At 37.9% G+C, this 25,921-nt stretch carries 23 protein-coding genes; 15 read left to right on the forward strand and 8 right to left on the reverse strand.

The features are described from left to right. Position 1: 1 nt before the first annotated feature. Positions 2-457 carry a 50S ribosomal protein L13 gene (gene rplM / locus IQ282_RS10720; protein ID WP_194851850.1) on the reverse strand — a complete coding sequence of 152 codons (456 nt, stop codon included), beginning with the start codon at positions 455-457 and terminating at the stop codon, positions 2-4. Positions 458-649: 192 nt separating this feature from the next. Between rplM and IQ282_RS10725 the strand changes: the two genes are divergently transcribed. The 4 genes from IQ282_RS10725 (at position 650) to IQ282_RS10740 (ending at position 3,269) form a co-directional block, all read left to right on the forward strand. After that, entirely contained in the window at positions 650-1,471 is an 822-nt protein-coding gene (locus tag IQ282_RS10725; RefSeq protein WP_194851851.1) for a hypothetical protein, read from the forward strand. A 1-nt stretch (position 1,472) separates the two neighbouring features. After that, positions 1,473-2,090 carry a deoxynucleoside kinase gene (locus tag IQ282_RS10730; RefSeq protein ID WP_194851852.1) on the forward strand — a complete coding sequence of 206 codons (618 nt, stop codon included), beginning with the start codon at positions 1,473-1,475 and terminating at the stop codon, positions 2,088-2,090. Positions 2,091-2,101: 11 nt separating this feature from the next. Further along, positions 2,102-2,677: a GRAM domain-containing protein gene (locus IQ282_RS10735; RefSeq protein WP_194851853.1), complete on the forward strand. Its 576-nt coding sequence runs from the start codon at positions 2,102-2,104 to the stop codon at positions 2,675-2,677. A gap of 142 nt (positions 2,678-2,819) precedes the next feature. Continuing rightward, positions 2,820-3,269, forward strand: coding sequence for a hypothetical protein (locus tag IQ282_RS10740; RefSeq protein ID WP_194851854.1), 450 nt, complete (start codon positions 2,820-2,822; stop codon positions 3,267-3,269). Between the two features lie 143 nt (positions 3,270-3,412). Here IQ282_RS10740 and IQ282_RS10745 read toward each other — a convergent pair whose 3' ends face one another. The 5 genes from IQ282_RS10745 to IQ282_RS10765 all read right to left on the reverse strand — a co-directional run bounded on the left by IQ282_RS10745 (position 3,413) and on the right by IQ282_RS10765 (position 13,548). Then, a complete protein-coding gene (locus IQ282_RS10745) occupies positions 3,413-4,477 on the reverse strand; it encodes an App1 family protein (protein WP_228547292.1) in 1,065 nt (354 codons plus the stop codon). Between the two features lie 1,942 nt (positions 4,478-6,419). Beyond that, positions 6,420-6,770: a hypothetical protein gene (locus IQ282_RS10750; protein WP_194851855.1), complete on the reverse strand. Its 351-nt coding sequence runs from the start codon at positions 6,768-6,770 to the stop codon at positions 6,420-6,422. Positions 6,771-6,915: 145 nt separating this feature from the next. Next, positions 6,916-9,348: a sodium-translocating pyrophosphatase gene (locus IQ282_RS10755; protein WP_194851856.1), complete on the reverse strand. Its 2,433-nt coding sequence runs from the start codon at positions 9,346-9,348 to the stop codon at positions 6,916-6,918. Between the two features lie 257 nt (positions 9,349-9,605). Beyond that, on the reverse strand, positions 9,606-12,116 hold the full coding sequence (locus IQ282_RS10760) for a DUF5686 and carboxypeptidase-like regulatory domain-containing protein (protein ID WP_194851857.1): 2,511 nt from the start codon (positions 12,114-12,116) through the stop codon (positions 9,606-9,608). Between the two features lie 451 nt (positions 12,117-12,567). Beyond that, complete coding sequence (locus tag IQ282_RS10765) at positions 12,568-13,548, reverse strand: pyruvate dehydrogenase complex E1 component subunit beta (protein ID WP_194851858.1); 981 nt, start codon at positions 13,546-13,548, stop codon at positions 12,568-12,570. A 157-nt stretch (positions 13,549-13,705) separates the two neighbouring features. On the opposite strand from IQ282_RS10765, the gene IQ282_RS10770 reads away from it, so the two are divergent. From IQ282_RS10770 to IQ282_RS10815, 10 genes are all read left to right on the forward strand, one after another. After that, the gene (locus IQ282_RS10770) at positions 13,706-14,452 is read left to right on the forward strand and encodes an electron transfer flavoprotein subunit beta/FixA family protein (protein WP_194851859.1); all 747 of its coding nucleotides are present in this window, start codon (positions 13,706-13,708) and stop codon (positions 14,450-14,452) included. Positions 14,453-14,560: 108 nt separating this feature from the next. Next, entirely contained in the window at positions 14,561-15,529 is a 969-nt protein-coding gene (locus tag IQ282_RS10775; protein WP_194851860.1) for an electron transfer flavoprotein subunit alpha/FixB family protein, read from the forward strand. 92 nt (positions 15,530-15,621) lie between these two features. After that, the gene (locus IQ282_RS10780; protein ID WP_194851861.1) at positions 15,622-16,242 is read left to right on the forward strand and encodes a bifunctional nuclease family protein; all 621 of its coding nucleotides are present in this window, start codon (positions 15,622-15,624) and stop codon (positions 16,240-16,242) included. A 9-nt stretch (positions 16,243-16,251) separates the two neighbouring features. Further along, complete coding sequence (locus IQ282_RS10785; RefSeq protein ID WP_228547293.1) at positions 16,252-18,012, forward strand: NupC/NupG family nucleoside CNT transporter; 1,761 nt, start codon at positions 16,252-16,254, stop codon at positions 18,010-18,012. 120 nt (positions 18,013-18,132) lie between these two features. Further along, positions 18,133-18,531 carry a thymidylate synthase gene (locus IQ282_RS10790; protein ID WP_194851862.1) on the forward strand — a complete coding sequence of 133 codons (399 nt, stop codon included), beginning with the start codon at positions 18,133-18,135 and terminating at the stop codon, positions 18,529-18,531. A gap of 126 nt (positions 18,532-18,657) precedes the next feature. Beyond that, a complete protein-coding gene (locus IQ282_RS10795; protein ID WP_194851863.1) occupies positions 18,658-19,482 on the forward strand; it encodes a thymidylate synthase in 825 nt (274 codons plus the stop codon). A gap of 150 nt (positions 19,483-19,632) precedes the next feature. Next, entirely contained in the window at positions 19,633-20,787 is a 1,155-nt protein-coding gene (egtB, locus tag IQ282_RS10800; RefSeq protein ID WP_194851864.1) for an ergothioneine biosynthesis protein EgtB, read from the forward strand. Further along, a complete protein-coding gene (locus IQ282_RS10805) occupies positions 20,784-21,752 on the forward strand; it encodes an L-histidine N(alpha)-methyltransferase (RefSeq protein ID WP_194851865.1) in 969 nt (322 codons plus the stop codon). The genes egtB and IQ282_RS10805 overlap by 4 nt, the downstream gene beginning before the upstream one ends. A 75-nt stretch (positions 21,753-21,827) precedes the next feature. Then, positions 21,828-22,106, forward strand: coding sequence for a DUF427 domain-containing protein (locus IQ282_RS10810; protein WP_194851866.1), 279 nt, complete (start codon positions 21,828-21,830; stop codon positions 22,104-22,106). 59 nt (positions 22,107-22,165) lie between these two features. Then, on the forward strand, positions 22,166-22,333 hold the full coding sequence (locus tag IQ282_RS10815) for a hypothetical protein (protein WP_194851867.1): 168 nt from the start codon (positions 22,166-22,168) through the stop codon (positions 22,331-22,333). Positions 22,334-22,711: 378 nt separating this feature from the next. On the opposite strand, the gene IQ282_RS10820 is transcribed toward IQ282_RS10815, so the two are convergent. Both IQ282_RS10820 and IQ282_RS10825 read right to left on the reverse strand, forming a co-directional pair. Next, complete coding sequence (locus IQ282_RS10820; protein ID WP_194851868.1) at positions 22,712-23,401, reverse strand: response regulator transcription factor; 690 nt, start codon at positions 23,399-23,401, stop codon at positions 22,712-22,714. After that, positions 23,394-24,953: a sensor histidine kinase gene (locus IQ282_RS10825; protein ID WP_194851869.1), complete on the reverse strand. Its 1,560-nt coding sequence runs from the start codon at positions 24,951-24,953 to the stop codon at positions 23,394-23,396. Before IQ282_RS10825 ends, IQ282_RS10820 begins: the two co-directional genes overlap by 8 nt. Positions 24,954-25,087: 134 nt before the next feature. Between IQ282_RS10825 and IQ282_RS10830 the strand changes: the two genes are divergently transcribed. Next, positions 25,088-25,810, forward strand: coding sequence for a TlpA family protein disulfide reductase (locus tag IQ282_RS10830; protein ID WP_194851870.1), 723 nt, complete (start codon positions 25,088-25,090; stop codon positions 25,808-25,810). The last annotated feature ends 111 nt before the right edge of the window (positions 25,811-25,921 follow it).

Below are 25,921 nucleotides of genomic sequence, written 5' to 3' on the forward strand. Positions count from 1 at the left end.
GTTACTTTACCTCGTTAAGATTAATAGTTTTAGGCTGTTGAGCACCATGCTCATGCTCAGCACCAGCATATACTTTTAGATTGCGGTAAATAGCAGCACCTAATTTATTCTTAGGCAACATTCCCTTTACGGCATTTTCTACAACACGAGCAGGATCTTTAGTATACAACTCTCTTGCAGTAAGACTGCGCTGACCACCAGGATAACCTGTGTGGCGTATGTAACTTTTATCATCCCACTTATTACCGCTCAATTCGATGCCTGAGGCATTGATGATAACAACGTTATCACCACAGTCGACGTGCGGCGTGTAGTTTGTCTTGTATTTTCCTCTCAAGAATTTTGCAGCGATGGAAGCCATGCGGCCTAACGGGTGGCCAGCAGCATCTATCAGTACCCATTCCTTGTTTACTGTAGCGCTATTCGCTGATACGGTTTTGTAACTTAAAGTATTCACTATGAAATAGTTTTAATTTCTTGTACGATTTTACTAACTAAAATCGGGCTGCAAATGTAATATTAAAAATTTGATTGACAAGCAGTAGTAAAAACTTTTACACAGTTTATTTACATTGCCAGGAATCGCATAGACCTCAAGGAAGTCGTATTTTTAACATGCTGCTTTATCCGCGGCAAATATAGTCATATAATGAAATGGATTCTGTTTTTGTTTTGGTGCTGTTTCGTTTCCGCTTTCGCGAAAGCGCAATCTCTTCAATCCCCTGCTACAGCTCAAACCATTATCAATGCAGACACCTTTTACGGAGTTGATGATTTTAATAATTTGTACCATGCTAAGAACAATGTGTTCTACAAAACGACGCCTGCAGATGAAACGACTCGTCAAAACCAACAGTTTTACGACCTTCAATTAGGAGACCTGACAAGTGTTGACTTGATAAACCCGTTAAAGATCCTGTTGTTTTATCGCGACACTCAAACCATTGTCCTGCTGGATAATCGATTGAATGAAAGCTTGCGAATTGTCCTGTCCCAGATAAAACCATACCGTTATTTTGAGTTTGCCGCACTCGCTGGTGAACGCAGGTTATGGCTGTATAATATGGATATGCAAAGATTAGAACTTTTAGATTATAGTAATGAAGTGCTTATTTTTAGTTCTCCGGCAATACAGGATAATGTCCATTGCATGCTTACAGATTATAATTATTGCCATCTTATCACAGACGAGGGAATTGAAAGCTATAATAATTATGGAAGTAAGACCGCAACTTTAAAAATTACCGATTTCTCTGCAGCAGATTATGATTTTGAAGAGCTCGTCTTGCTTCAGGGAGGATTGTTGAACGGTTATAAATTTAATAAGGAATACCGTTTTGAAAAGGCGGAAATCAAGTGGAGGGCTTACGAAGAAGAGACTCCAGAATCGATGTACCTAAAGAACGGAAAACTCTATCTTTACCGCCGCGCTCGCGGGAGCGTTTTAGAGATTAACCAGAATAAGAACTAACATGCATATCGCCGTAGCAGGAAATATAGGAGCAGGGAAAACTACATTAACCCAGATGCTTGCCAAACATTATAAATGGACACCACAGTTTGAGGATGTTCTAGAGAATCCTTACTTGGAAGACTTCTACCAGGATATGGAGCGCTGGTCATTCAACCTACAGGTGTTTTTTTTGAACAGCAGATTTAGTCAGGTTCTAGAAATACGGGAGAGCGGTAAAAAAATTATTCAGGATCGAACAATCTATGAAGATGCCAGCATTTTTGCTCCTAACCTTCATGCCATGGGATTGATGTCCCAGCGTGATTTTGACAATTACACAAGACTCTTCAACCTTATGGAAAAACTGGTAGGTGCACCAGACCTATTGATCTACCTGCGCAGCTCTATTCCTAATCTTGTCAACCAGATCCACAAACGTGGTAGGGATTATGAGAACACAATATCCATTGAATATTTAAGCCGCCTAAACGAGCGCTATGAAGCCTGGGTGCACGGTTATGATAAAGGCAATCTTCTTATTATTGATGTGGACAACATCGACTTTGTGAATAATCCAGAAGATATGGGAGAGGTTATCAATAAAATTGATGCAGAGTTGACTGGACTTTTTGCCTAGAATTAAAAATTATGGAAATAGGAACGGTGACAAAACTTAGTTGGAAAGTGAGGGTTTTATACGGTCTACTTTCTGGGGTGATGTTTGCTGTCTTGATGCTTGCATTTGATTGGATCTTTTCAGATGAATTACAAAGTGTCTATGGTTATGTATTTCAAGGTGTGTTTTTCGGCTTTTTCATGGGAATAGCAATGGTTTATAGCAATAAGCACATGAGCAAATGGATGGGTTTTGGTAAAAAAGATTTTGCAAATCCAGAACTGGAACCAGATGAAGCAATACAAATAGAAGGGCCGGCAAATCTTTTTAGAGGAATGGAAGGCGTAGGAGGAAAATTATTTCTTACGAATAAAAAGGTGATTTTTAACTCTCATAAATTGAATATCCAGAAGGGTCAAACTAATATTCTTTATACTGATATTGAAGAAATTCAAGAACGGAAAACTGGTTTTATCGTAAATAATGGAATCCGCATTAGGACTGTTGATGAAATAGAATATGATTTTGTGGTTAATAGTAGGGAACAATGGCTGGAGGAGTTGGGTAAACGGGTGCAATTTGCTGGTGGTAAATTAGGGTTGGATTAATCTATTTCTTTCTTTGGTAAATAAAAGTACGGATACGGGCGTGTTAGATTGTAACGGTCAAATTCAAAGTAAATTTTCCTAATTATTACGAACGTAAATGCGAGCCTCTGGCTCGTGCTAAAAAAATCAAACTTAAAAACTGATGAAATTCTTCAAATGTACTTTAGTTGCCTGTTTGTTTATTTCTTGTATTGATTTAGGTTTAAAATCTTCTCAGCGCTTTCCAGAGTTTGACTTTGCCAGCATAAACGAAATAGTCCTTATGCCAAAAGGCGGCAAGAGTAAAAAATTATCAGGAGAGGCGGTTGAATATATTAGTACACAATTCGGTAATGATGATTGTTACTTAATGGATCAGGAAAAGCTTGATGATTTTTATGAGGATGAACTTGGCTCTCTTGTTTTTATTAACGACACAGACACATTAAACCTAGTAATAAAATCTTCTGATACTTATAAGGACAGAGTGATTGCCACTTTCACCACCACTGAGTTCTCTGTAAACTCAAATGTAGAAACCACAAGTTATCACAGATTCTATATTAAATTCGAATGTTACGACTATATAGTAAAAAGTAATGGAGAGGATTAGTTGGATAAGTCGAGTTGCTAGAAAGTACTTAAATCTTCTGGCCACGAGCCCAGAGGCCTGCGCCAACTTATTTATCGATTCCAAGAAATCCAACTTAGTTATTACGAAATTTAGTGCGAGCCTCTGGCTCGTGCCGTTGCAATCTAAACAATCCATCCCATCTCCCGCGCATGCTTTATCGCCTCGCTGGATTCTTTTACAATCAATACTGGGCAAACCTCAAAAGCTTCTGCCATCTCCTTTATGGCGGCCATTTTTTTTGAATGATTTACAGCTCGTATATAAATCGCTTTTATCCGTTCTGGATACTCTTTGGCGGCACTGGTGTAATAGGCGGTGTCATGCTCGCCAGCATCTCCTATCAAAATAAATTTACGGTCTGGGTAATGCCTCAGAATATTGATGAGTTCGTGCTCCTTATGGGGACGTTCCAGCCTTTCTGTGCGATCCCATGGCGTTGGAAAATCGCGCAAGAGAATAGGTCCTTTGGGAAAACCGTGGAAGTCTACAAATTTTTCTAGATAGCGGTACAAATTCCAAGGGCTGTTGCTCAAATAAAATAGCGGGTTTTGATCCTTACCGCTGGCACCTCGATGTAATAATTGGTAAAAGCTGGCGGCATCTTTAAAGGGCGATCGCTGGTCATAGTTGCGGAAAAATGTATTGAACGCCACCCGCAATTTGAGGAAACTGGTGACACCGGTTTTCATAATAGTATCATCAATATCACTAATCACACCGTAGCCAGACGTGTTAGGAGGTACAAGTGTTTCTCCAGTAAATTTATTGATCGATATTCTATGTTGGGATTTCGCTTTCGCGAAAGCGGAATTCTCCTCACCAAATGAAACACTCAACTGTAAATATCCTTTCTCATCTGCGAGGTCTTGCAAGTCGGCTTTTGTGTTGATGTCAAACAAGAAATAGCCTTCGCTATCTGTTTCATTTTCAAAATGATCGCCATTGGGAAGCGTCAATCGTACGGGAATATGGCGTATTTCATCCGTAGAAAATGCACGCCAGGTGTTTCTTATCGTTTGATAAAAAGTCTGTTGCTCATACAGTTTGAGGGGTTGATCCTCCAGCGCTCGACCGCGTACATAGAGATGATCCTCGCCGCTATAAGTGCGGAATACATCGATGATCCAGGGATCACGTTGAAATAAAGCCATAGAGATTTCTGAAACTGAAAGGTACAAAAGCCTCATAGGAACAACCTTTACAAAAAAGCCAAAAAAATCAGATCAAAATATTTTGAGCAGTTTTGTAGAAGTATGGAATTTGGGAAAAATAAGCGCCAGTTTTCTATCCGTTTCTGGTCGAATTTAAAGTCTTTATCGATTTGAAGCTCAAGTTTAATCAGAATAAAATGGTCAGGTCATAGCAATAAAGTGTTGATGCTCCATTTTTTCAACAGTAGATATTCCTCTTAGGCTGTCAGTTTATCAAAGGAATAAGCTCTATTCCAAAAGGAGGTTTGATTCCAGTAAATTTATCCCACAGCAACTAATAATAAAATGGTTTTATGTCAAATTGATGGTATGGCGCTACTATGGTAGGTTGATTGTGAGAGATACAGGTGCTGTATTTCTTTAAATAATTTTTATGGCTACCGTTAAAATTAAAGGTATCATACAAAGTCCAAATATTATATTCTCATAAATAGTTTTCTTGTTTGGAGCATATTTTGTTTTATAAAAAAACATGAGTAATGTATGGACAATTAGGAAAAATAAAGTGTAGAAAATATAACTACCGATACTACCATAGGCCGGCTCAATGAACCCATATATTATAAATCCTATGTAGAGTGCGACCGAAGAGTAAAATATAATTTTAAACCTAAAAACTGTATGTTGGTTATAATCTATAGTTAATAACCATACGTATGAAGTTATAATGCAAGAAATGGTGATTATAGATGCGAATATGTTTATATAACTAGCCTGTTTTGGGTGTTTATCATTGAGCCAGAAAAACAGTATAATTGATATAACACTTAGTACAAATAACGATAAAACAGTCTTTTTTAATATGTTTTGGATATTTCTCATGCCAATTATTAATAATTAATTTCGAAATTAAATCTCTAAGTGTCTGAATTTAGTAACAAAAATCGCACAAACAAAACTTGGCGAATGTCAGTATCTTTAAGTGTTGTACCATGAGTTTTATTTGGTTTTTACAGGTCAATATAAATTAAGTGGAGAAACATTAACGCTTTGACAGAATAGAGAAACTACTCAAGAGCTTATTGCTTCAATTTCTATTATTATTGAAAACATTTATAAGCAATGAATATTATATATATCATGATGGGCAATAACATCATTTTAGAATCTTTGGCTCTATAGTAAACAATAGTTGCGAGTGTAAAAAACGTGCAATTGGCTAATAATAAAATACTATCAACCCATCCAGTCCGCGGGAGCTAATCAACATAAAACAAAAAGGATTAATTATCCTATTTGATACTTAATCACCCAGTGAATATTTTAATTACAATCATCTAAACTGTTTATATCTTTTATTCCTTTCAATACTTGGTCAACCTCCTTCTATTCCGTACAGTTTTTTGCGGACACCCCTTTGGCGATCAGATGTTTTGATAAGGCTCGGACAAAGTAATTATATTCTCGTATTTACAACCTTTAACTATGTTACAAGTTGTATTAAAATACTAAAAGTTGACGCTGAGAATGCTGGAATGGAATGTAAAGGAGTAGAAAAGACTTATTTATTAAAACAGACGATCTTTAAAAACAAAAACTAAGACACCAGTCAATACAATCACGATTGATAATATCAAATGATTGTTGGTAAACCTATCATCATTTGCCTTAAAAGCTTTAAAGTGGGTTATTAAGTGATACCCTATTAAAACGATCATAGGAATAACGGATAAAAGCGGCTGATACTAATGTCATAGAGATTTCCGAACAAAAGTATTGTCAAAGGCAAAGCTGCTAGAACAATCCCTACTTATTTATTGTAAACTACCTGTGATTTCATAACTAATATTGTGTTGAAATAAGTCGGAAAACTTCTGCAATTGTAAGATTCAAAAAGCTATCACCGCTAAGAAAATAATAAAACTGCCTGATTATTCAGGCAGTTTTATTTTATGCCTCTTTATAAAGTTTATGTGATCTAATTTTCATCTAAAGAAGTTAATTTCTTTTGGTAGGTGTCATAATTTTCATCATCCCATAACTCTGTTTTATTAAGGATAAAATTATCTGGCCACAACAAAAGACTGTAAACACTAAGTTTTTTCCAAAGAAAGAATTCATTCTTACTTTTTAATTTTACAATAGAATATTTCCTGTACCACGGAGCCATCATGCTCCAATACAAATAACCAATAACAAACATCGCAGCTAATGAAACCATATAGTTAGAATGACTATAATTATTGATATAGATAAAACTGAGAATGAATGGCGTGTTCATTACTAGATTACCTAAAAGAACAATTTTAACGATTTTCATGATTCTCATAGTTGAAAGTTATTAGGTTAGATGGAGGTCTAAGTTAGTTTATTTTTAAAAATTAATCCGATGTGGTCAAATGTTTTCGCTAGTTAGGAAAAAACACAAAAAAATCCGCTCAAAATTATTTGAGCGGATTTCAATTTCTAACCCTTTAATTTTCTTGTTTCAAACTGGCTATTTGGGCGTTTACCTCCTCGTCTGTGCCGGTAAACGTGTAATTGTTAGATTGTAGATCGCCGTCAACTGTGTTTTCCACCATTACATCAGCTGTCACGACTCCAGTTTCAGGATCAATTGATTTTTCAACTTCTATAAGTCTCGCCTTTTGTGGACCAGCTGCGACTTCGATAATTTCCTGATCATTTACAGCAACTCCCTCAGAATGTCCTCCTAATATAGGTGCGATCACAAGTCCTATCAAACAAGTAAGTTTAATCAAGATATTCATTGATGGTCCAGAAGTATCCTTAAATGGATCTCCCACGGTATCTCCAGTAACCGCAGCCTTGTGAGCATCAGATCCTTTGTAAGTCATCTCGCCATTGATCAAGACTCCTGCTTCAAAAGACTTTTTAGCATTATCCCAGGCGCCACCAGCGTTGTTTTGGAAAATTGCCCAAAGCACACCGCTCACTGTAACTCCCGCCATATAACCGCCTAGCATTTCAGCAATCGCAAGCGGGTTCATTCCAAAAATCATGGGAACAAATGCAATAACTAATGGGAAACCGATCGTTAAAACTCCCGGCAATACCATCTCGCGCAGGGAAGCTTTAGTAGAAATATCCACACATTTATCATATTGAGGTTTTCCGGTGCCTTCCATGATTCCAGGAATCTCACGGAATTGTCGGCGTACTTCCTCTACCATTTCCATGGCTGCCTTTCCTACCGCATTCATCGCAAGTGCGCTGAACACCACGGGAACCATCCCACCTACAAACAGCATCGCTAGAACTGGCGCTTTAAAAATATTGATACCGTCAATTCCTGTGAACGTGACGTAAGCCGCAAATAAAGCAAGAGAAGTCAATGCTGCAGAAGCGATGGCAAACCCTTTACCAGTTGCTGCCGTTGTATTTCCTACGGAATCTAGAATATCAGTACGTTCTCGAACTATAGGTTCCTGCTCGCTCATCTCTGCAATACCACCGGCATTGTCAGATATCGGGCCGAAGGCATCGATTGCAAGCTGCATGGCCGTTGTTGCCATCATGGCGCTGGCAGCAAGTGCCACACCATAGAATCCCGCAAAAGCATAAGATGCCCAGATCGCAGCGGCAAATAAAAGTACCGATGGGAAAGTCGAGATCATCCCGGTCGCAAGACCCGCAATAATATTTGTTCCTGCTCCGGTTGAGGATTGTTGTACGATTTTAAGAATTGGTTTTTTACCCAACCCTGTGTAATATTCGGTTACAGAAGAAATCACAGCTCCTACTACAAGACCAACTAATGTTGCATAGAAGACGTTAAGCCAAGAAATGGTAATTAATCCCTCTCCATAGAAATTCATGGTCATAGTATCTGGTAGTAAATAATAACACAATCCAAAACAGGAAAGCGCCACTAAAATAATGGAAGTCCAGTTCCCGATGTTGAGCGCTCCCATTACTTGGGATTCTTTAGCATCATTGCTGGAAATTTTAACCAGCATGGTTCCAATTACTGAAATCACAATACCAACTCCTGCGATAGACATGGGTAATAAAATAGGACCAATCCCGCCGAAACCTTGATTGATAATATCACCACCCATATCTCGAATGACATAATTACCCAGCACCATGGCGGCAAGAACGGTTGCGACATAGGAACCAAAAAGGTCTGCTCCCATACCGGCAACATCTCCAACGTTATCCCCTACATTATCTGCAATGGTTGCAGGGTTTCTAGGGTCATCTTCAGGAATTCCAGCTTCTACTTTACCGACAAGGTCAGCGCCTACGTCAGCTGCTTTAGTATAAATACCACCACCAACTCTAGCAAATAATGCGATACTTTCTGCTCCCAAAGAGAATCCAGCAAGCGTTTCTAAAACGATAGTCATCAATTCTGTAGGTGTTTTCATGACACCGCCAAATTCTGCTGGAGCCCATACACCATTCATAAATATTTGGAAGAATAATATAAAGAACGCTGTCAGACCTAAAACGGCAAGAACAGCAACTCCTAGTCCCATCACCGTTCCACCACCGAAGGATACTTTTAATGCATTAGGTAAACTGGTTTTAGCGGCTTGCGTGGTTCTAACATTGGTTTTAGTAGCAATCTTCATCCCTATATTCCCGGCATAAGCAGAAAATAAGGCTCCAAAAATAAACGCCACCAGAATCATCCAGTGCGTTGTGGGTACAACTACAGAAACAATTCCCAGCAGGATACTCACGACCACAACAAATATGGCGAGCAGTTTATATTCCGCTTTTAGGAAGGCGAGCGCACCTTCATATATGTGGTCTGAAATCTCCTTCATCTTGCCGTCGCCAGCATCTTGTTTCATTACCCAGGATTTCTTGGTCAACATAAACGCAAATCCCAACGCTGCTAAAAGGAGCGGCGCATAAATAACTAAATCTTCCATATTTTAATCGATTGATTATTAATTCTCGCTAATGTAATAAATTTATGTTAACGAGAATCTCAAGCAGATTAAACAAGGATTTTTAGAAAATTAGCACTTTAAGGATAGATTGAAATGAATAACGCTTTCGCGAAAGCGAACTTTAATTGAATCTCACAGGAAAAATACCTGATGCCGAAAAAGCCTAGAAAACTTTATAAATGAAAAAACCCAGCATAATTTGCTGGGCTTGATATCATATTAGAATGTAAACTGTTTTAAAAACTAAATCCGAAACTACCGGTTAATGCAACATTGCGCGCATCTGGTAAGCTGTTATAGTTACCCCTAAAACTCACGTCCAGTCTAAGTATTCTAAAAATATTGCCTATTCCAAAGCTGTATTCATAATATACTTCTTCAGGAGCGCGATAATTAATACTGCTGCGATTGATAGCGATATTATCATCGCTTATCGTTCCATAAACAGCTTTAAAACCGATCAATTCTCTCAAGTCTAACTGTTGCAATCCAGGAATGCGGGAGAAAATACGACCGTTGAAATTATGGTCTAAATGAAGAGTTACATATTCATCAGTTACAAATTCATAAAAATTCATGGTGTTGAATGCACCCGAAATATTGAAATAAGTTTGATTCCCAGGAATTACATCTAGCAATGCAAGTGGTACCGTGCCAAATGTTTTACCAGCCTCAACACGAGCCGTCAGTCTACCAAAAGCTCCAACTTGCAGTGGCTGGGAATAATAAAATTGAACGCGATCATACTCAAAGTCGCTATCAATAAGTCCTTTTACACCACGGGTATAATTTGCAAAAAGTATAGGGTATTCACCTGCATTAATTAAAGTCCTATCCACTCCATAATTGGATGTTTTTCTTCCTGGCGTGAAAGTGGTTGAAAAACTCAAATCTGTTTGTTGAACCTCACCTTCAATACTTAACGGCTCACGATTTAAATAATCAAGACTAAAAAATTCAGGGTTTGCACTTTTAATAGTGCGATAGGTTCCTCCTATTCTAAACTCAAGATTATATAAAGGCTCAAAACTTAGTCCTAAAGTAGAGAGATTTATGGAGGACAATCTCCCATTATTCCCTGTGCTAATCAAAGCACTGGAAGCAAGACTTCTTCCTAAAACGTCATTTGTACTAGTTAAGCTAGCAGCAAGTTGTTCAATATCGCGACGGTTTCCAGCGGAAATGGTGAGTCGACTCTTTTTATCTAAAAGATATTTTCCGGAGATACCATATTTAAACTGGTCGTCTCTCAATCCATAAGCCACGTACCCTTCTAATCTCCACGGATCGTTAGAATCAAAATATGTACGGCCACCAGCTCTAATACGCCAGCCCTCCACATCATTGAATCCAAATACAGAAAAGACAGGACCTAAATCAAAGTTGTCCACTTCATAATATCCAGTCGCTAGAATGCTACCGATATTGTAAATCCTGTTGAATTTTTTATTCTGTTTCAAGGTATCAAGCATGGTGTAAACCTGCTTTTCATCCTTATTGAGTTTTTCAAGTCGGTTTTCATCCCAATAAGCTTCTGATCGATCATAAATCTCCGGGTCATAGTCATTGACACGGCGGCGGTAAAAATCATCTGGTTTCTCGATGTCAAACTGATACTGATCAAAAAGGGTGGTTCGTTTTCCATAGAGTCCCTTTGAATCTTCATCTTTATTGAGCGCAAAATCACTCATAAAATAATCACGAGTAATGAGGAATAAACTGTCATCAAGTACGGTGTATTCCTGTTCTATATAAATATCCTTGACCCAGTTAATATTGGCACTTTTGGTAGCCTGCATATTTATTTCCTTGATTGCGTAGGTGGAATCTGCCACCCAGAAATCTCCTTTAAATGTCAATTCACCTTTACGACGTGGGTAATAAACGATATTAAATGATCTCACGCCATCAACTACAGCAGTGTCTCTTAAAACATAATTATAGGTGTCAATCCCACTTTTCCCAACAGGACTGGTAAAACTCTTATCAAAGAACTTTAGGTAACGTTCATAAACATCGATATCTGTATAAAGGTCTTTTACAAAAGCAATGATGGTTTGATTGTTAGAGAATCCTGAGTTTTTATTAGCCTTGACGTTAGTCTTCTCCTTATTAGATACGTTGTCACCATAAACTGTGGCAAGGGATTCGTTTATAAAAATTGGGAGATAAGTTTTACCTGTAACAGCACTCGTATCTGCATAATCAAAAATGAATTCCATTCCTTTAAAGAGGTTGGAATTGATCATGGCACTATCAATGGTATTCAAATCAAACTCGAGTTTTTCATATTTCTCGTATTGGTATTGTTTGAATTGATCCAGTCCGTTTTTGCGACGGTTTTCCCAAACTTTTCTAAGTATGTCTAGTGCTGGATTGTTCTTTTTAGATGTCTTTCCTGCATAAACAACTACCGCATCTAATTCTGCTTGATCATCTTGCAATGTTATATTAAAGTCTAATTTAACTTTACTTTCCAGTTCTATCGTTTGGGTTTTATAGCCTACAAATGATACTTCAATTTGTTCATAGGTCTTTTCTGATTGCAAATAAAACCTTCCATCATCATTAGTTATTGTTCCCTCATAAGAACCGGGAAAAACAACGTTTGCAAAAGGTACAGTTACTCCATCTTTATCATAGACGACGCCGCCTACTTTTGTCTGTGCAAAGGCAATGCTTCCCATAAAAAGCACAGTTAGAATAGAAATAAGATGCTTGTAACGAGCAGGTTGTGTGTGTGTCATAGGATATATACGAATGGCCGAAGATATAACGACTATTCAAAACTTACTGTTTATTAAAACAAAAAATCGAGCCGACTTCCCTACGAGTCAACCCGATTTAAAAATGCTGGGCACAGGGCACAGCTTAATTAGGATAATACCTACGAAAATATCTTTCGGGCGGTTTGCTAATAGTCTTTAAAATGTTGAAAAATGTAATTATTCTAGTCAACTGCTCTTATAAAATGCTGTTTTAAAAGCTCTTGCAATTTAAGTTGAGATGATTCTTTTGAAAACATTTTATAAGATTCAAATAACAGACGTCGTCCTAACCGTATAATTATTTTTGAATTGAAAGCGTTCCGACTCTTTTGCTTTAAGCAACTTTCTTTTAAAAGTAAATTATTAAGAATGAAAAAATCCCATTCAGATTTCTCAGAATGGGATTTATATAGATTGAAACTATTAGAAGTTATTTTCTGTACATTACTTTTTTAACGCCTTCTACAACATCGTCAGAATTAGGCAACCATTCTTCAAAAAGAACTGGTGAATATGGCGCTGGAGTATCTGCGGTGTTGATCTTATATATAGGAGCATCTAGAAAATCAAAAGCCTCTGCTTGTACCATGTGTGAAATCTCTGTAGATATATTTCCAAAAGGCCATGATTCTTCAAGAAGAACTAGACGATTTGTTTTCTTTACGGACATCAGGATTGCCTCTTTATCATAGGGACGTATCGTTCTCAAATCGATGATCTCTACAGAAATCCCTTCTTCCTCAAGTATTTCTGCTGCCTTGTAAGCTTCCTTTATAATTTTTCCAAAAGAAACGATCGTACAATCTGTTCCTTCGCGTTTTATTTCAGCTACTCCTATTGGTAAAATGTAATCTCCTTCAGGAACTTCTCCCTTATCGCCATACATCTGCTCTGATTCCATAAAAATGATGGGGTCATCATCACGTATCGCTGCTTTTAGAAGTCCTTTGGCATCATAGGGATTTGAAGGAATGATGACTTTTAATCCTGGAGTATTTGCAAACCAGTTCTCAAAAGCTTGCGAGTGCGTAGCTCCTAATTGTCCAGCACTACCGGTAGGACCACGGAAAACGATGGGACAGTTTAATTGTCCACCACTCATCTGGCGTATTTTGGCAGCATTGTTAATGATCTGATCTATTCCTACCAATGAGAAATTGAAGGTCATATATTCTACGATCGGTCGACAACCGGTCATAGTAGAACCTATGGCAACACCAGCAAATCCTAATTCAGATATAGGGGTGTCGATAACTCGCTTAGGGCCGAATTCATCCAGCATACCTTTAGAAGCTTTGTAAGCTCCATTATATTCTGCCACCTCTTCACCCATCAAATAGACAGTCTCGTCGCGTCGCATTTCTTCACTCATGGCCTGTTGTATGGCCTCACGGAATTGTATCGTCTTCATAAAATGTTTCCTTTTGGGGAACGAGAAACAAAAATACTCCATATACCCCAACGCTCAAGAAAAGTCTAACAAAATATTATTATGCACGCATAGTTCTTTTGTAGGTTTTTCTTTAAATTCGCAGTAGATAGAAAATTGACTTAAAAGCATAGAAAACATGAAGATACTCGTATGCATCAGCCATGTGCCAGATACAACATCAAAGATTAATTTTACAGACGACAACACTCAGTTTGATACAAACGGTGTTCAATTTGTTATAAATCCTAACGACGAGTTCGGTTTGACTAGAGCCATGTGGTTCAAGGAAAAGCAGAATGCCAGTGTGGATGTAGTTACCGTAGGTGGTGCAGAAGTAGAACCCACTTTAAGAAAAGCCCTAGCTATAGGAGCAGACCAAGCGATCCGTGTGGATACGCCAGCTGTGGACGGTTATGCCGTTGCAAAAGAACTTGCAGACGTTGTGAAGAACGGTGGTTACGACCTCGTTATTGCAGGTCGTGAATCCATTGATTACAACGGTGGTATGGTTCCAGGAATGGTAGCAGCAATGACAGGTGCAAGCTTTGTCAATACCTGTATCGCTCTAGAAATTGAAGGTTCAAGTGCTACTGTAACCCGCGAGATTGATGGGGGTAAAGAAACGGTTACAGCATCTTTACCACTTGTTATAGGTGGACAAAAAGGTCTTGTTGAAGAAAGCGACTTGAGAATTCCTAACATGCGTGGGATCATGATGGCTCGTAAAAAACCATTAGATGTTAAGGCATCTGTAAACGCCAGCAGTGAAACTAACAGCGTTTCCTTTGAAAAGCCAGAGCCTAAAGGTGCGGTGACTCTTGTAGATGCAGATAATCTGGATAAACTGGTAGAGCTATTGCACAATGAGGCAAAAGTGATATAAACTCAGTTTTATAAAGAAATTAAAGGGATGTTCGCTTTCGCGAAAGCGCAATACCCACAAACACAGTGGAACTTTCAGGTTTGAGACTCCACATAAAAATCAAAAACTATGTCAGTATTAGTATATACAGAATCAGAAGATGGAGCCTTCAAAAAGACGGCTTATGAAGTGGCGAGTTATGCCAAAGGAATCGCAGACAAGATGGGAACTGATGTTGCCGCCATTGCATTCCACGCAACAGACGCTGGAGAGCTGGGAACTTATGGAGTTAGCAAATTGCACAACGTAAAAGATGCCAAGCTGGAAAAATTCAATGCAGGTGCTTATGCAGATTCTATCGCGCAGGCCGCTAAAGCCGTTGATGCCAAAGTAATCGTGATAAGCAGCAGCGCAAATGCAAAATATTTAGGATCCTTGTTAAGCGTTCATTTAGATGCTGGTTATGTGAGCAATGTGGTAGAATTACCGTCCAGCACTGACCCATTTACCGTAAAGCGATCTGTTTTTACAAACAAAGCGTTCAGTAACACACAAATTTCCACCGACCGTAAATTGATCGGGCTTTCTAAAAATGCTTTTGGTCTAAAAGAAAGCGCTACAGATTGTGCCGTGGAAGATTTTGCTCCATCATTAAACGATGACGACTTCAAGGTTGAAGTACAATCCGTAGATAAAGCAACCGATAAAGTAACCATCGCAGATGCAGAAATTGTGGTGAGTGCCGGTCGTGGAATGAAAGGTCCAGAAAACTGGGGCATGATTGAAGAGCTTGCAGATGTTTTAGGAGCAGCAACAGCCTGTTCTAAACCAGTGAGTGATATGGGATGGAGACCACACGGTGAGCACGTGGGACAAACAGGGAAACCTGTTGCTTCTAATCTTTACATTGCCATAGGTATATCAGGAGCTATCCAGCATCTTGCAGGAGTAAGTTCTTCTAAAGTAAAAGTGGTCATAAATAACGATGCAGAAGCACCGTTTTTTAAGGCTGCAGACTATGGAGTAGTGGGCGATGCTTTTGAAGTTGTTCCCGCTCTAATTGAAAAATTAAAAGCTTTTAAAGCAGCAAATGCTTAATAAGTTTTAGAATTATTAGATTTAAAGCTGTGCAATCTGAGAAAAACACTCATTTTTGCACAGCTTTTTCTTTACAAGCCTATCCATATAAAATGAGTCTAAAACGACTTAACATCCGAGGAATTTCATACAGCCAGACTCAAAATGGTGCGTACGCACTTATTTTAAAAGAATCTGGAGGTAACCGTCAACTGCCTATTGTCATAGGTGCTTTTGAAGCACAAAGTATTGCCATAGCACTTGAGAAAGAAATCAGTCCACCACGCCCATTGACCCATGATCTTTTTAAAAGTTTTGCAGAGCGCTATGGCATAGTGGTAAAACAAGTGATTATACATAAATTAGTCGATGGTGTTTTTTACAGCAGTTTGATTTGTGAGAAAGACAAAATTGAAGAAATAATTGATGCGCGCACCAGTGATGCCATTGCTCTAGCTGTTAGATTTAAGGCTCCAGTTTTTACCTATGAAAATATACTGGATGAAGCTGGAATCCAGCAACACATGCAAGCCGATAAGGAATTACTGGATACTGACGATGACGATCTCGATAGCGATGATATGTTTGAAGAGCTAATCAATTCTGGTACGGAAGAAGAAAATGATTACGCCTCATTATCACTGGAGGAACTCAATAAAATGTTGAAAGAGGCAGTGGTTAATGAAAATTATGAACTTGCTGCAAGCATTAGAGACGAGATCTCAAGAAGATAATAATTACATATGAAGATGTTCTACCGCGTTCTAATAAGTTTTGTGTTTTCAATTTTAATGCTCGCTCCAGCAATTAGTGCAGCGCAAACCGGTCAGGTTTCATTAGAAGGCATTTGGAACAGCAGTGTATCAAACCCTGGTGATAAACAAGCTACATTTAAAGGAGTCGCGGTTGATTCCGTAGCTTTTGGTAAAAGTAATTTTACTTATTATTTAGCAGGTGAAGATTCATTGCAGAACGCCACTGGAAATTACTTCTATGATCTAAACGAACTGACCTTATATTTTGTAGAACCACAATCAGAACCTAAGCGTTACACGGTTGAAAACCTAACCGGCGAATTATTAGTTTATAAAAACGATTCAGAATCTTTTGACTTTTCAAGAACAGTAGAACCTTTAGACGTAGCGGCAGCTACTACCACAAAAGCAGACTTTGCCATAGATCCATCCATGGGTTTTGGTTTTACGTTTAAGAGTTTCTATCGCGGTATGATCGGGATTGTTTTCATCCTAGGGTTATGTTTTGCACTAAGTGCTCACAAACGTAAGATCGATTGGAAGCTTGTCGCTACCGGTCTGGGTTTGCAGATTCTATTTGCCGTATTGGTATTAAAGGTTCCCGCAGTTGCCTATGTTTTTGATTGGGTTTCTAATAAAGTAGTCGATTTTTTAAATGTCTCTGAAGCTGGTGCCGACTTTGTTTTCGGTAGTTTGATAGACGTCAATTCCAGTTTGGGATACATATTTGCTTTTAAGGTATTGCCTACTATCGTGTTTTTCTCAGCTTTTACCTCTTTGTTGTATTACTTAGGTATTCTTCAGAAAATCGTTTACGTATTTGCCTGGGTAATGAGTAAGACCATGCGTTTGAGTGGATCTGAATCTCTTGCTGCTGCCGCTAATATTTTTATAGGCCAGACGGAAGCGCCTTTAGTGGTCAAGCCATATCTAGATAAGATGACTAAATCAGAGATATTATGTCTTATGGTCGGTGGAATGGCAACTATTGCTGGTGGTGTCCTTGCTGCGTTTATTGCATTTCTGGGAGGAGATAGCGATGTTGAAAAAATTATTTTCACAAAACACTTGTTGACTGCCTCTATAATGAGTGCACCAGCAGCGATCATTATTGCAAAAATTCTTTTTCCAGAAACTGAAGAAGACAAGATTGACCGTAAACTTGATATTTCCAAGGAGAAAATAGGTTCTAATGTACTAGACGCTATTTCTAGAGGAACTACTGATGGATTAAAGCTTGCTGTTAATGTAGGTGCCATGCTTCTTGTTTTTACGGCTATCATGGCTGTTCTAAACTGGATGCTGGGGGATTTAATAGGAGATCCTACAGGTTTGAATGATAAAATCGTTCAATGGACGGACGGCAGATATACTTCATTTTCCATGCAGTACATCTTAGGAAATCTTTTTGCCCCAGTCGCATGGCTCATAGGTGTTCCTCTTGAAGATGTTGTAGCAGTAGGACAATTGCTAGGGGAAAAAACAATTCTCAATGAATTCTTTGCCTACGCTTCTTTAAGTACGTTAAAGAATACTGGAGTGCTGGTAAATTATAGATCCATCGTTATATCCACCTATGCACTTTGTGGATTTGCAAACTTTGCTTCCATCGGTATTCAAATAGGTGGAATAGGAGTTCTCGCTCCTTCTCAAAGGAAAGTTCTTGCAAAATTCGGTATTAGAGCGCTGATAGGAGGGACTTGTGCGGCTTTACTTACAGCAACTATTGCTGGGATGCTATTTGGTTAGTAATCAATCAAGTTGGGTATTTGTAAGAAAATTCGCTAAAGTCTTTAAATTTATACAATTCTGTTAACGTTTATTTATGAACTGGGGTTACATTTACCAATCCTTTGTTAGCACAGAATGATGAAACCAGAATTTATTCAAACACTTGAATTTGGTACTTTACAGTACTATCGTAATTATGTGATAGGTACTGTAAATGCTGATGTCGTAGTTGATGATGTCACTGGAAAAATAATCATCGATGCGGTGAAGCAACATTTCGGTAAGCGGCCTATGGTTTATATTTCCAACAGGGAATTTGGTCGTGAAGTAGATCTATCCGTTTACAAGCTTATCGATCCTAAAAAAATGATTGCCATCGCGATCGTTTCTGCACACCGGGAATCCATCATTCCTACAGCAGGTAAAGAACAAGCGGCCTACAAAGGATCATTCGGTGTATTTAAGTCTCTGGATAGCGCTGTTTCCTGGGCAGAATCCTTCATTATTGAAGAGGTGACCGAAGACGATAATCATTAAGTTTTTCAATTAAAATTTAGGGTATTACTCTAATTCATTACGATTAGGGTTGTATTACTTTTTCTTATTTTCATACTTTGAAATTAGATGTCTTTTTTCAAAATGAAATAGGATAACAAATATCGTATGAAACAGTATCAAGATCTTCTCAAGCATATTTTAGAAACAGGAACTGATAAAGGTGATCGCACTGGAACGGGAACCCGCAGCGTATTTGGACATCAGATGCGTTTTGATTTGAATGAGGGATTTCCCCTGGTAACCACTAAAAAGGTTCACCTAAAAAGTATAATTCACGAATTATTATGGTTGCTCAAGGGCGATACTAATATCGCTTACCTAAAAGAAAACGGTGTTCGCATCTGGAACGAATGGGCAGATGAGAATGGTGATTTAGGTCCTGTTTACGGTCATCAATGGCGCAACTGGAACAGTGAAGGAATTGATCAGATAAAGGAAGTGATTCACACGCTCAAAACTAATCCTAACAGCCGCCGCATGATGGTAACGGCCTGGAATCCCAGCGTGATGCCAGATACAAGTGTCAGTTTTTCTGAGAATGTAGCAAACGGCAAGGCAGCTTTACCACCTTGCCACGCATTTTTTCAATTTTATGTGGCAGATAATAAACTAAGCTGTCAATTGTACCAGCGCAGTGCTGACGTGTTTTTGGGCGTACCATTTAATATCGCTAGTTATGCGTTACTGACGATGATGATGGCACTGGTCTGTGGCTTTGAGTATGGTGATTTCATTCACACTTTTGGCGATGTACATATTTATTCAAATCATCGAGATCAAATTGATCTGCAGTTGTCCAGAGAACCTAAATCCTTACCTACTATGAAATTGAACCGGGAGATTAAAGATATTTTCGATTTCAAATTTGAGGATTTCACGTTAGAGAATTATGATCCACACGCTGCGATAAAAGGAGCTGTTGCAATATGATATAGGCTTCAAATCCAGCTGATTATAGAGTTTTCGCTTTCGCGAAAGCGAACTTTTAAACAAACTACAGCATATTTCTAATAGGCTGTTTAACGTGAGCTTAACGAGCATAGAAATATACTTCTCGACTAAAGCTATTAAATTTGATAGATGAACCTTCTTGATTTATTTATTCAGACCAGATCTGATTCCGAAATCTTATGCAAACCCCTAGAAACAGAGGATTATGTTGTGCAACCTATTGTAGATGTATCACCACCTAAATGGCATCTTGCACATACTACCTGGTTCTTTGAAGAATTTTTGCTGGTCCCTTATCTTAAAGATTATCAGCGTTTTGACAAGCGTTATGCCTACGTTTTCAATAGTTATTACGAGAGTATGGGTAAAAGAGTAGTTCGTACAGATCGAGGCAATCTTTCCAGGCCTAGTGTTAAAGATGTTTATGCGTACCGGCAGCACGTCACTAACGCGATGAAATCGTTGTTAAATCAAGGATTGTCAGAGGAGATGAAGCCTGTTTTAGAAATAGGAATTCATCATGAAAAGCAACATCAAGAATTGTTGCTAACTGATATCAAGTATATTTTAGGAAATAATCCTTTACAACCTATTTATGGTTCTAGAAAGGATGAGGTTTTAGTAGAAGATATAGAATCAAAATTGATTTCTATAAAAGAGGGAATTTATGAAATAGGCCATGCCAGTGATTCTTTCTGCTATGATAATGAATTACCTAAGCACCGCGTTTTTCTGGAGCCCTATGCCATTTCTAACAAACTAGTGACTAATGCAGAGTGGATGGAATTTATGGCATACGGCGGCTATGAGAACGCTTTGATCTGGCATACAGAAGGATGGGACTGGGTGAAAAAGAATAAGGTAAACGCACCTATGTATTGGTTCAACGATGATGGTAAATGGGTCAATTATTTATTATCAGGTTCAGAGAATATCAATCCTGATGCGGCAGTAACACATATTTGTTATTATGAAGCTTTCGCTTTTGCACAATGGAAGGGAATGCGATTGCCTACAGAGTTTGAATGGGAAATCGCACAAGACAAATTCTCGTGGGGCAGCCGCTGGGAATGGACAGAGAGTGCCTATTTACCCTATCCTAATTATCAAAAACCAGACGGAGCATTAGGAGAATATAATGGAAAGTTTATGGTGAATCAAAAAGTGTTGCGTGGTGCTTCTATCGCAACTGCAACAAACCATGAACGATCGACTTACAGAAATTTTTTCCATCCTTATTTGAGATGGCAATTTACCGGCCTAAGACTGGCTAAATCTTTATGACTAAAAAAGAATTATTCCAATACGACTTTGAACAACATGTTAGAGAAGGATTAAGTGCCTATCCCAAATTTCTAAGTTCAAAATATATCTATGATGATAAAGGGGATAAGCTGTTCCAACAGATTATGGCTCTTCCTGAATATTACCTTACTAATTCAGAGTATAACATCATTGACAAATTTAAAACAGAGCTGCGCAAAGAATTTGAAACCAGTACCACAGGTTTTGACTTGATTGAGTTAGGTGCGGGTGATGGTAAAAAAACAAAATTGCTGCTGCGGGAACTTTGTGAAAACCAGATTAACTTCACCTATAAACCTATTGACATTAGCCAAAATTCTATTGACGAGTTGAGCGCTAACCTTTTAGATCTGTTTCCAGATCTGGATGTTCAAGGAGAACAGGGAATGTATTTTAAGGTTCTAGGCGAACTTGCTCATTACAATAAACGACCGAAAGTAATTATTGTCTTGGGTTCTAATATTGGGAACCTGCAACATCCAGAAGCTATTGACTTTTTAACCAAATTGAAAGATGTCATGGCTCCCAATGATTACTTATTTATGGGGTTTGATCAAAAGAAGGATCCACTGACGATTCAAAATGCTTATGCGGACTCACAAGGGGTTACCCAAGAATTCAACCGTAATTTACTGCATCGCATCAATAAAGAAATGGATGCCGATTTTTCCGTGGACAAATTTGAACATTGGGAAGCTTACGATCCTGAAACAGGAACGGCTAAAAGTTACTTGTTAGCCACAGAAATTTGTGAGGTGCACATAGGGAAATTAGATCTGAGCGTTGGTTTTAAAAAATGGGAAACTATCCATACAGAAATCTCCCAAAAATATGATGACGACATCGTTGAATGGCTCGCCCATAAATCAGGGCTTCAAGTGAAAAAGCATTACGAGGATGATGCAAAATATTTTAAAGATTATTTGATGCAAGTAAAAGCATAACTTAAAATTCCAAAAATCATTAATTTGAGGTTTTGTTGACAGAATAACGATGCTGTGTCGATTATCTTTAGGAGTATGAAAGCAACATGGAACAATAAGGTCATCGCTGAAAGTGACGACACCGTAGTAATCGAGAATAACCATTACTTCCCGGAATCAAGTATCAAGAAGGAATTTTTTGAAAAAACGGAAACAACCAGCAGCTGTCCTTGGAAAGGCAAAGCAAATTATTACTCGCTAGAAGTTGATGGAGAAACAAATAAGGATGCTGCCTGGTACTATGCAGAGCCTAAACCAGCAGCTAAGGAAATTAAGAATCACGTGGCTTTTTGGAAAGGTGTGGAGGTAACATAAAAGTTCTTCGAGCCTAATTCTTAGTTGTAATCCTTAAACATATTTTGAAAAAAAGTCTTATGAATTTTATTAGAATCGTTGGAGTTCTGTTATTGATCACAGCAATCGTGCTACAAGTCACATTAGAACACGATGCAGTAGATTTCGTAAGTGGTATTTTAGTAGGTTCAGGATTAATATTTGCAATAACAGGTCGGTTTAGATCACGGAAGAAGCAGGTTATTTGATGTTTTTCCCAAACATTGAGTTATCGAAATAGATTCAGTTGATTCTCAATTTTTGACTGTGCTACACCCATTCCAGTCTTACACTCTAACGACGCTCAGCGCAGCGGCTTAAGGGTAGTAGTTTTATATTTCTAAGATACTAGTTTTGTTAATGCCTAATTACCGGTAAATTCAGTTTATTTCAGATTTTTTTTGCAAAACCGCAAATGAACCTGTTTTACTTGAGGCTCCTTGCTGAGCTTGTCGAAGTGGAAATACTGAAGGCAACATGTATTCTATAAGATTGCAAAACTCTCAATTTTGAGTTAAGTCCATTCAATATCCGTTCATCGAGAGCTTGAGCTTATAAAACATCTTTTATTTTAACTGCTAACTCTTTTACACCACGATCAACTTATACCCATAACCTCTCACATTTACAATTTCAATCTGTGGGTCATCTGCGAGTTTCTTGCGCAACTTTGATATAAATACATCCATGCTGCGACCAGTGAAAAAATCATTGCTACCCCATAATTTTTCAAGGATATAAGCACGGTCGAGTACTTTATTTTTATTTTGAAATAAATGAAACAGCAAATGCGCTTCTCTGTGGGTAAGCTTAACGGGTTCTTCCTTTTTAAAGGATAGTTTTTGTTGTGGGAAATTGAATTCAAATGCTCCTATAATAAAGCTATCGGCAGATTGTTGCGTGTTTTTACGATCTAAAAGATTGTGAATGCGCACGATCAACTCTTCCATGGAGAATGGTTTTTTGATATAGTCATTTCCACCTATATGAAAACCGTGAAGAACGTCTTCCGTTTGTGATTTTGCGGTTAGGAAGATGATGGGAATGGTTTCGTTTTGTTGTCTGATCTTCTTTGCCAATTCAAACCCATCAAGCAGCGGCATCATCACGTCCAGCACGAGAATGTCAAACTCGGATTTTTTGAAGCTTTCTAATGCAATTTTTCCATTTTCGCATAAGGTGACTTGCAAGTCCCGCGTTTCCAGACTTTCTTTAACGATCATCGCTAGGGAAGGTTCATCTTCCGCCAGCAACACTTTTATAGGAAGATTATTCATGTGGAAGATGGATTTTAAAAGTGGTAGGATTTAATGATACCGTTATGCTGCCTCCATGCTTTTCAATAATGGCTTTGGTATAAAACAAGCCTATACCGTACCCTTTAATGTTGTGCTGGTCACCTTGAGGAACTCGGTAGAACTTCTCAAAAAGGTGTTTTACATCTTTTGGCTTGAGACGGTCACCGTTATCACTTATAGATAATAAGATCTCTTTATTATTTAAGACAACCGTCAATTTTATAATCGAGCCTCCATACTTAATGGCATTATCTAACAAGTTATTGATGGCATTCTCGATATGAAACTCATCACCATAAAACTCAACGGGAACATCTGGAAGAGCTAGCTCCATTGTTTTTTCAGTTATGGATCTATAGCGATTGACTGACTCTTCAATAATTGCACTCAAACTAAGCTTCGTTTTCTGTAGCGCTAGTTGTTCACTATCTACAGTTGCCGTTTCCAGTAGTTTTTCCACCATTAGATTTAGTTTAGTCAACTGTTCCCGTCCTACATTTAAATACCGGTTTGATTTTTCCCAATCTCCTGCGGTCGTAAAATTCTGAACGCCTTCCAATGCAGCGCTCGCCGTGGCAATAGGAGTTTTGAACTCGTGAGTAATGTTAGAAATCAGGTCGTTTTTGATAAGACTCAGCTGTTTTTGTTTACGGATGATAAATAACATGTAGAAAAGGCAAAAGATCACGCCGCAGATCAAAAGAAACGAAAGCGATAGTCCTGCAAGGTTCCGTTTGAAAAGGGTTGTTTCTTGACCGGAATAAAGCATTTTGAGCTTAGTGTTATTATACAATTGTGGATTATTACTTTCTACTTCATAATCACCGTTAAGGTTACCTATTTCAAAATCATCCTCTCCGTCGTTGTATTTAAAACCATTGCTGATCTGGATATCATTCTTTTTCAAAGTTAGATCCATTAGACTGTCCAATGATTTAAGATCTAAACTATTGGTTGAAAACGATAAGGTGAATCTTTTGTCGATTTTACTTAGCTCTCCAGAAAACGTGTCGTCTGAAATAGCAATTTTCGATATTGATACGTTATCACCGGACTCCAAGGAATCTTTCACTCCCAGAAACCGCTTCATTTTTACGCCTACATCCTCTTTATCCTTTTTCGAATCTTTAATATTTGTATCTAAAAACTTTGATTTCTTAATGGTAACGTTGTCGTTTTTCTCTGGGAATTTGATAGAGTCATCCTCAATCCTCAAATATTCTGAGGATTTAAGATTCTTACTCCTCGTTTCATTACTCTTTGTTGAGAGAGAAATCATATTGTTAATTAAGGAATCCACTCTTCGTTCCGGTAACTCTCCATCCGCGCTTAAGAAGCCCATTGTACTTTTTTTTGCAGTATTTGTAAAATAATCTGAAACGGTAAGGTCAAATGAGGTTTTGATATCACGATCGAGCTGGCGTTTACTCTCTTCATAGTTTTTGAAAACCCAGTATAGCTGTATTGATAGCGTTATGGCAATCACGACGCTCATGAGGACCAATAAAAATCTATATCTATTATGATTCATACGGTAAAGGTGCTCTTTTCCCGCGGTATGAAAAAATCGGTTAACACTCGTTAACGGTCGTTAACTTAGGTAGGTATTAAAACATTCCATCTTTGGTTAATCAAAATTATACTAAAACATAAAACCACATTAAAATGAAAAAATCAGTATTTATCTTAATTCTTTTTTCCTTTTTTAAAGCACCAGCACAAGAAATGAAAGTAGTCTATAAGCAAAGTGACGGAAAACTAATGACAGAATCTGAATATATAAGTATGAGAGACGGGTTTGAAGAAAGAATGAAAAGAGAAGGCAAAGCTGGAGAGATCAAAGAAGTAATAGTTGATAGCATTACTAAAAAAATCTTGTACAAAAACTTTGACTTAGGGTTTGTGTCAGTCACTACTAATGAGATAGAGCATATAGATTCCTACTTAAAGAAGAAACTTCCATTTACCGAATTACAGCTTTTAAATTCCAACAAAATCAAGCTTAGCGATTTGGAGGGAAAACCAACATTATTAAGTTTTTGGTTTATCGGGTGTGTACCGTGTATCAAAGAATTGCCGGCGTTGGAGTCCTTGAAGAAAAAGTATGGATCAAAAGTTAATTTCGTTGCAATTACATTCAATAAAAAAGAACAAGTAAAATTGTTTTTAGCAAAGAGAGATTTTACTTACGAACACATTGTTGACGCACAGAAATTCGTTGATGAAATAGGAATAAACACCTATCCACGAAATATTATTCTGGATAAAAAGGGTAATGTTCAAATTATAAATGGCTCAATACCGTCCACTACAATGACGGTAAACAAAAAGCAAGAATTAAAATTTGATTTGTCTGAATATGAAACGCAGTTGAATAATTTGCTGTAGCGGGAAACTTATAAAAATGGTTGGGTAATTGTTGCCTAACTCAATATTCCAAATATCTTTAAAAGATCTCTAAATCTAAAATTTGACTTAGTGATCTAAAATCAATAAGTT

This window comes from Nonlabens antarcticus, from assembly GCF_015356755.1.
In the GTDB taxonomy this organism is placed as follows: domain Bacteria; phylum Bacteroidota; class Bacteroidia; order Flavobacteriales; family Flavobacteriaceae; genus Nonlabens; species Nonlabens antarcticus.

What these genes read in the sequence shown, in the direction of transcription:
- IQ282_RS10830 (WP_194851870.1), top strand. Translation starts at nt 25,088, where the DNA reads ATGAAAAAATCAGTATTTATCTTAATTCTTTTTTCCTTTTTTAAAGCA.
- IQ282_RS10820 (WP_194851868.1), bottom strand. Translation starts at nt 23,401, where the DNA reads ATGAATAATCTTCCTATAAAAGTGTTGCTGGCGGAAGATGAACCTTCC.
- IQ282_RS10760 (WP_194851857.1), bottom strand. Translation starts at nt 12,116, where the DNA reads ATGACACACACACAACCTGCTCGTTACAAGCATCTTATTTCTATTCTA.
- IQ282_RS10825 (WP_194851869.1), bottom strand. Translation starts at nt 24,953, where the DNA reads ATGAATCATAATAGATATAGATTTTTATTGGTCCTCATGAGCGTCGTG.
- egtB (WP_194851864.1), top strand. Translation starts at nt 19,633, where the DNA reads ATGAACCTTCTTGATTTATTTATTCAGACCAGATCTGATTCCGAAATC.
- IQ282_RS10775 (WP_194851860.1), top strand. Translation starts at nt 14,561, where the DNA reads ATGTCAGTATTAGTATATACAGAATCAGAAGATGGAGCCTTCAAAAAG.
- IQ282_RS10725 (WP_194851851.1), top strand. Translation starts at nt 650, where the DNA reads ATGAAATGGATTCTGTTTTTGTTTTGGTGCTGTTTCGTTTCCGCTTTC.
- IQ282_RS10770 (WP_194851859.1), top strand. Translation starts at nt 13,706, where the DNA reads ATGAAGATACTCGTATGCATCAGCCATGTGCCAGATACAACATCAAAG.
- IQ282_RS10740 (WP_194851854.1), top strand. Translation starts at nt 2,820, where the DNA reads ATGAAATTCTTCAAATGTACTTTAGTTGCCTGTTTGTTTATTTCTTGT.
- IQ282_RS10755 (WP_194851856.1), bottom strand. Translation starts at nt 9,348, where the DNA reads ATGGAAGATTTAGTTATTTATGCGCCGCTCCTTTTAGCAGCGTTGGGA.
- IQ282_RS10730 (WP_194851852.1), top strand. Translation starts at nt 1,473, where the DNA reads ATGCATATCGCCGTAGCAGGAAATATAGGAGCAGGGAAAACTACATTA.
- IQ282_RS10795 (WP_194851863.1), top strand. Translation starts at nt 18,658, where the DNA reads ATGAAACAGTATCAAGATCTTCTCAAGCATATTTTAGAAACAGGAACT.
- IQ282_RS10765 (WP_194851858.1), bottom strand. Translation starts at nt 13,548, where the DNA reads ATGAAGACGATACAATTCCGTGAGGCCATACAACAGGCCATGAGTGAA.
- IQ282_RS10745 (WP_228547292.1), bottom strand. Translation starts at nt 4,477, where the DNA reads ATGAGGCTTTTGTACCTTTCAGTTTCAGAAATCTCTATGGCTTTATTT.
- IQ282_RS10735 (WP_194851853.1), top strand. Translation starts at nt 2,102, where the DNA reads ATGGAAATAGGAACGGTGACAAAACTTAGTTGGAAAGTGAGGGTTTTA.
- IQ282_RS10790 (WP_194851862.1), top strand. Translation starts at nt 18,133, where the DNA reads ATGAAACCAGAATTTATTCAAACACTTGAATTTGGTACTTTACAGTAC.
- IQ282_RS10805 (WP_194851865.1), top strand. Translation starts at nt 20,784, where the DNA reads ATGACTAAAAAAGAATTATTCCAATACGACTTTGAACAACATGTTAGA.
- IQ282_RS10815 (WP_194851867.1), top strand. Translation starts at nt 22,166, where the DNA reads ATGAATTTTATTAGAATCGTTGGAGTTCTGTTATTGATCACAGCAATC.
- IQ282_RS10780 (WP_194851861.1), top strand. Translation starts at nt 15,622, where the DNA reads ATGAGTCTAAAACGACTTAACATCCGAGGAATTTCATACAGCCAGACT.
- IQ282_RS10810 (WP_194851866.1), top strand. Translation starts at nt 21,828, where the DNA reads ATGAAAGCAACATGGAACAATAAGGTCATCGCTGAAAGTGACGACACC.
- IQ282_RS10785 (WP_228547293.1), top strand. Translation starts at nt 16,252, where the DNA reads ATGAAGATGTTCTACCGCGTTCTAATAAGTTTTGTGTTTTCAATTTTA.
- IQ282_RS10750 (WP_194851855.1), bottom strand. Translation starts at nt 6,770, where the DNA reads ATGAGAATCATGAAAATCGTTAAAATTGTTCTTTTAGGTAATCTAGTA.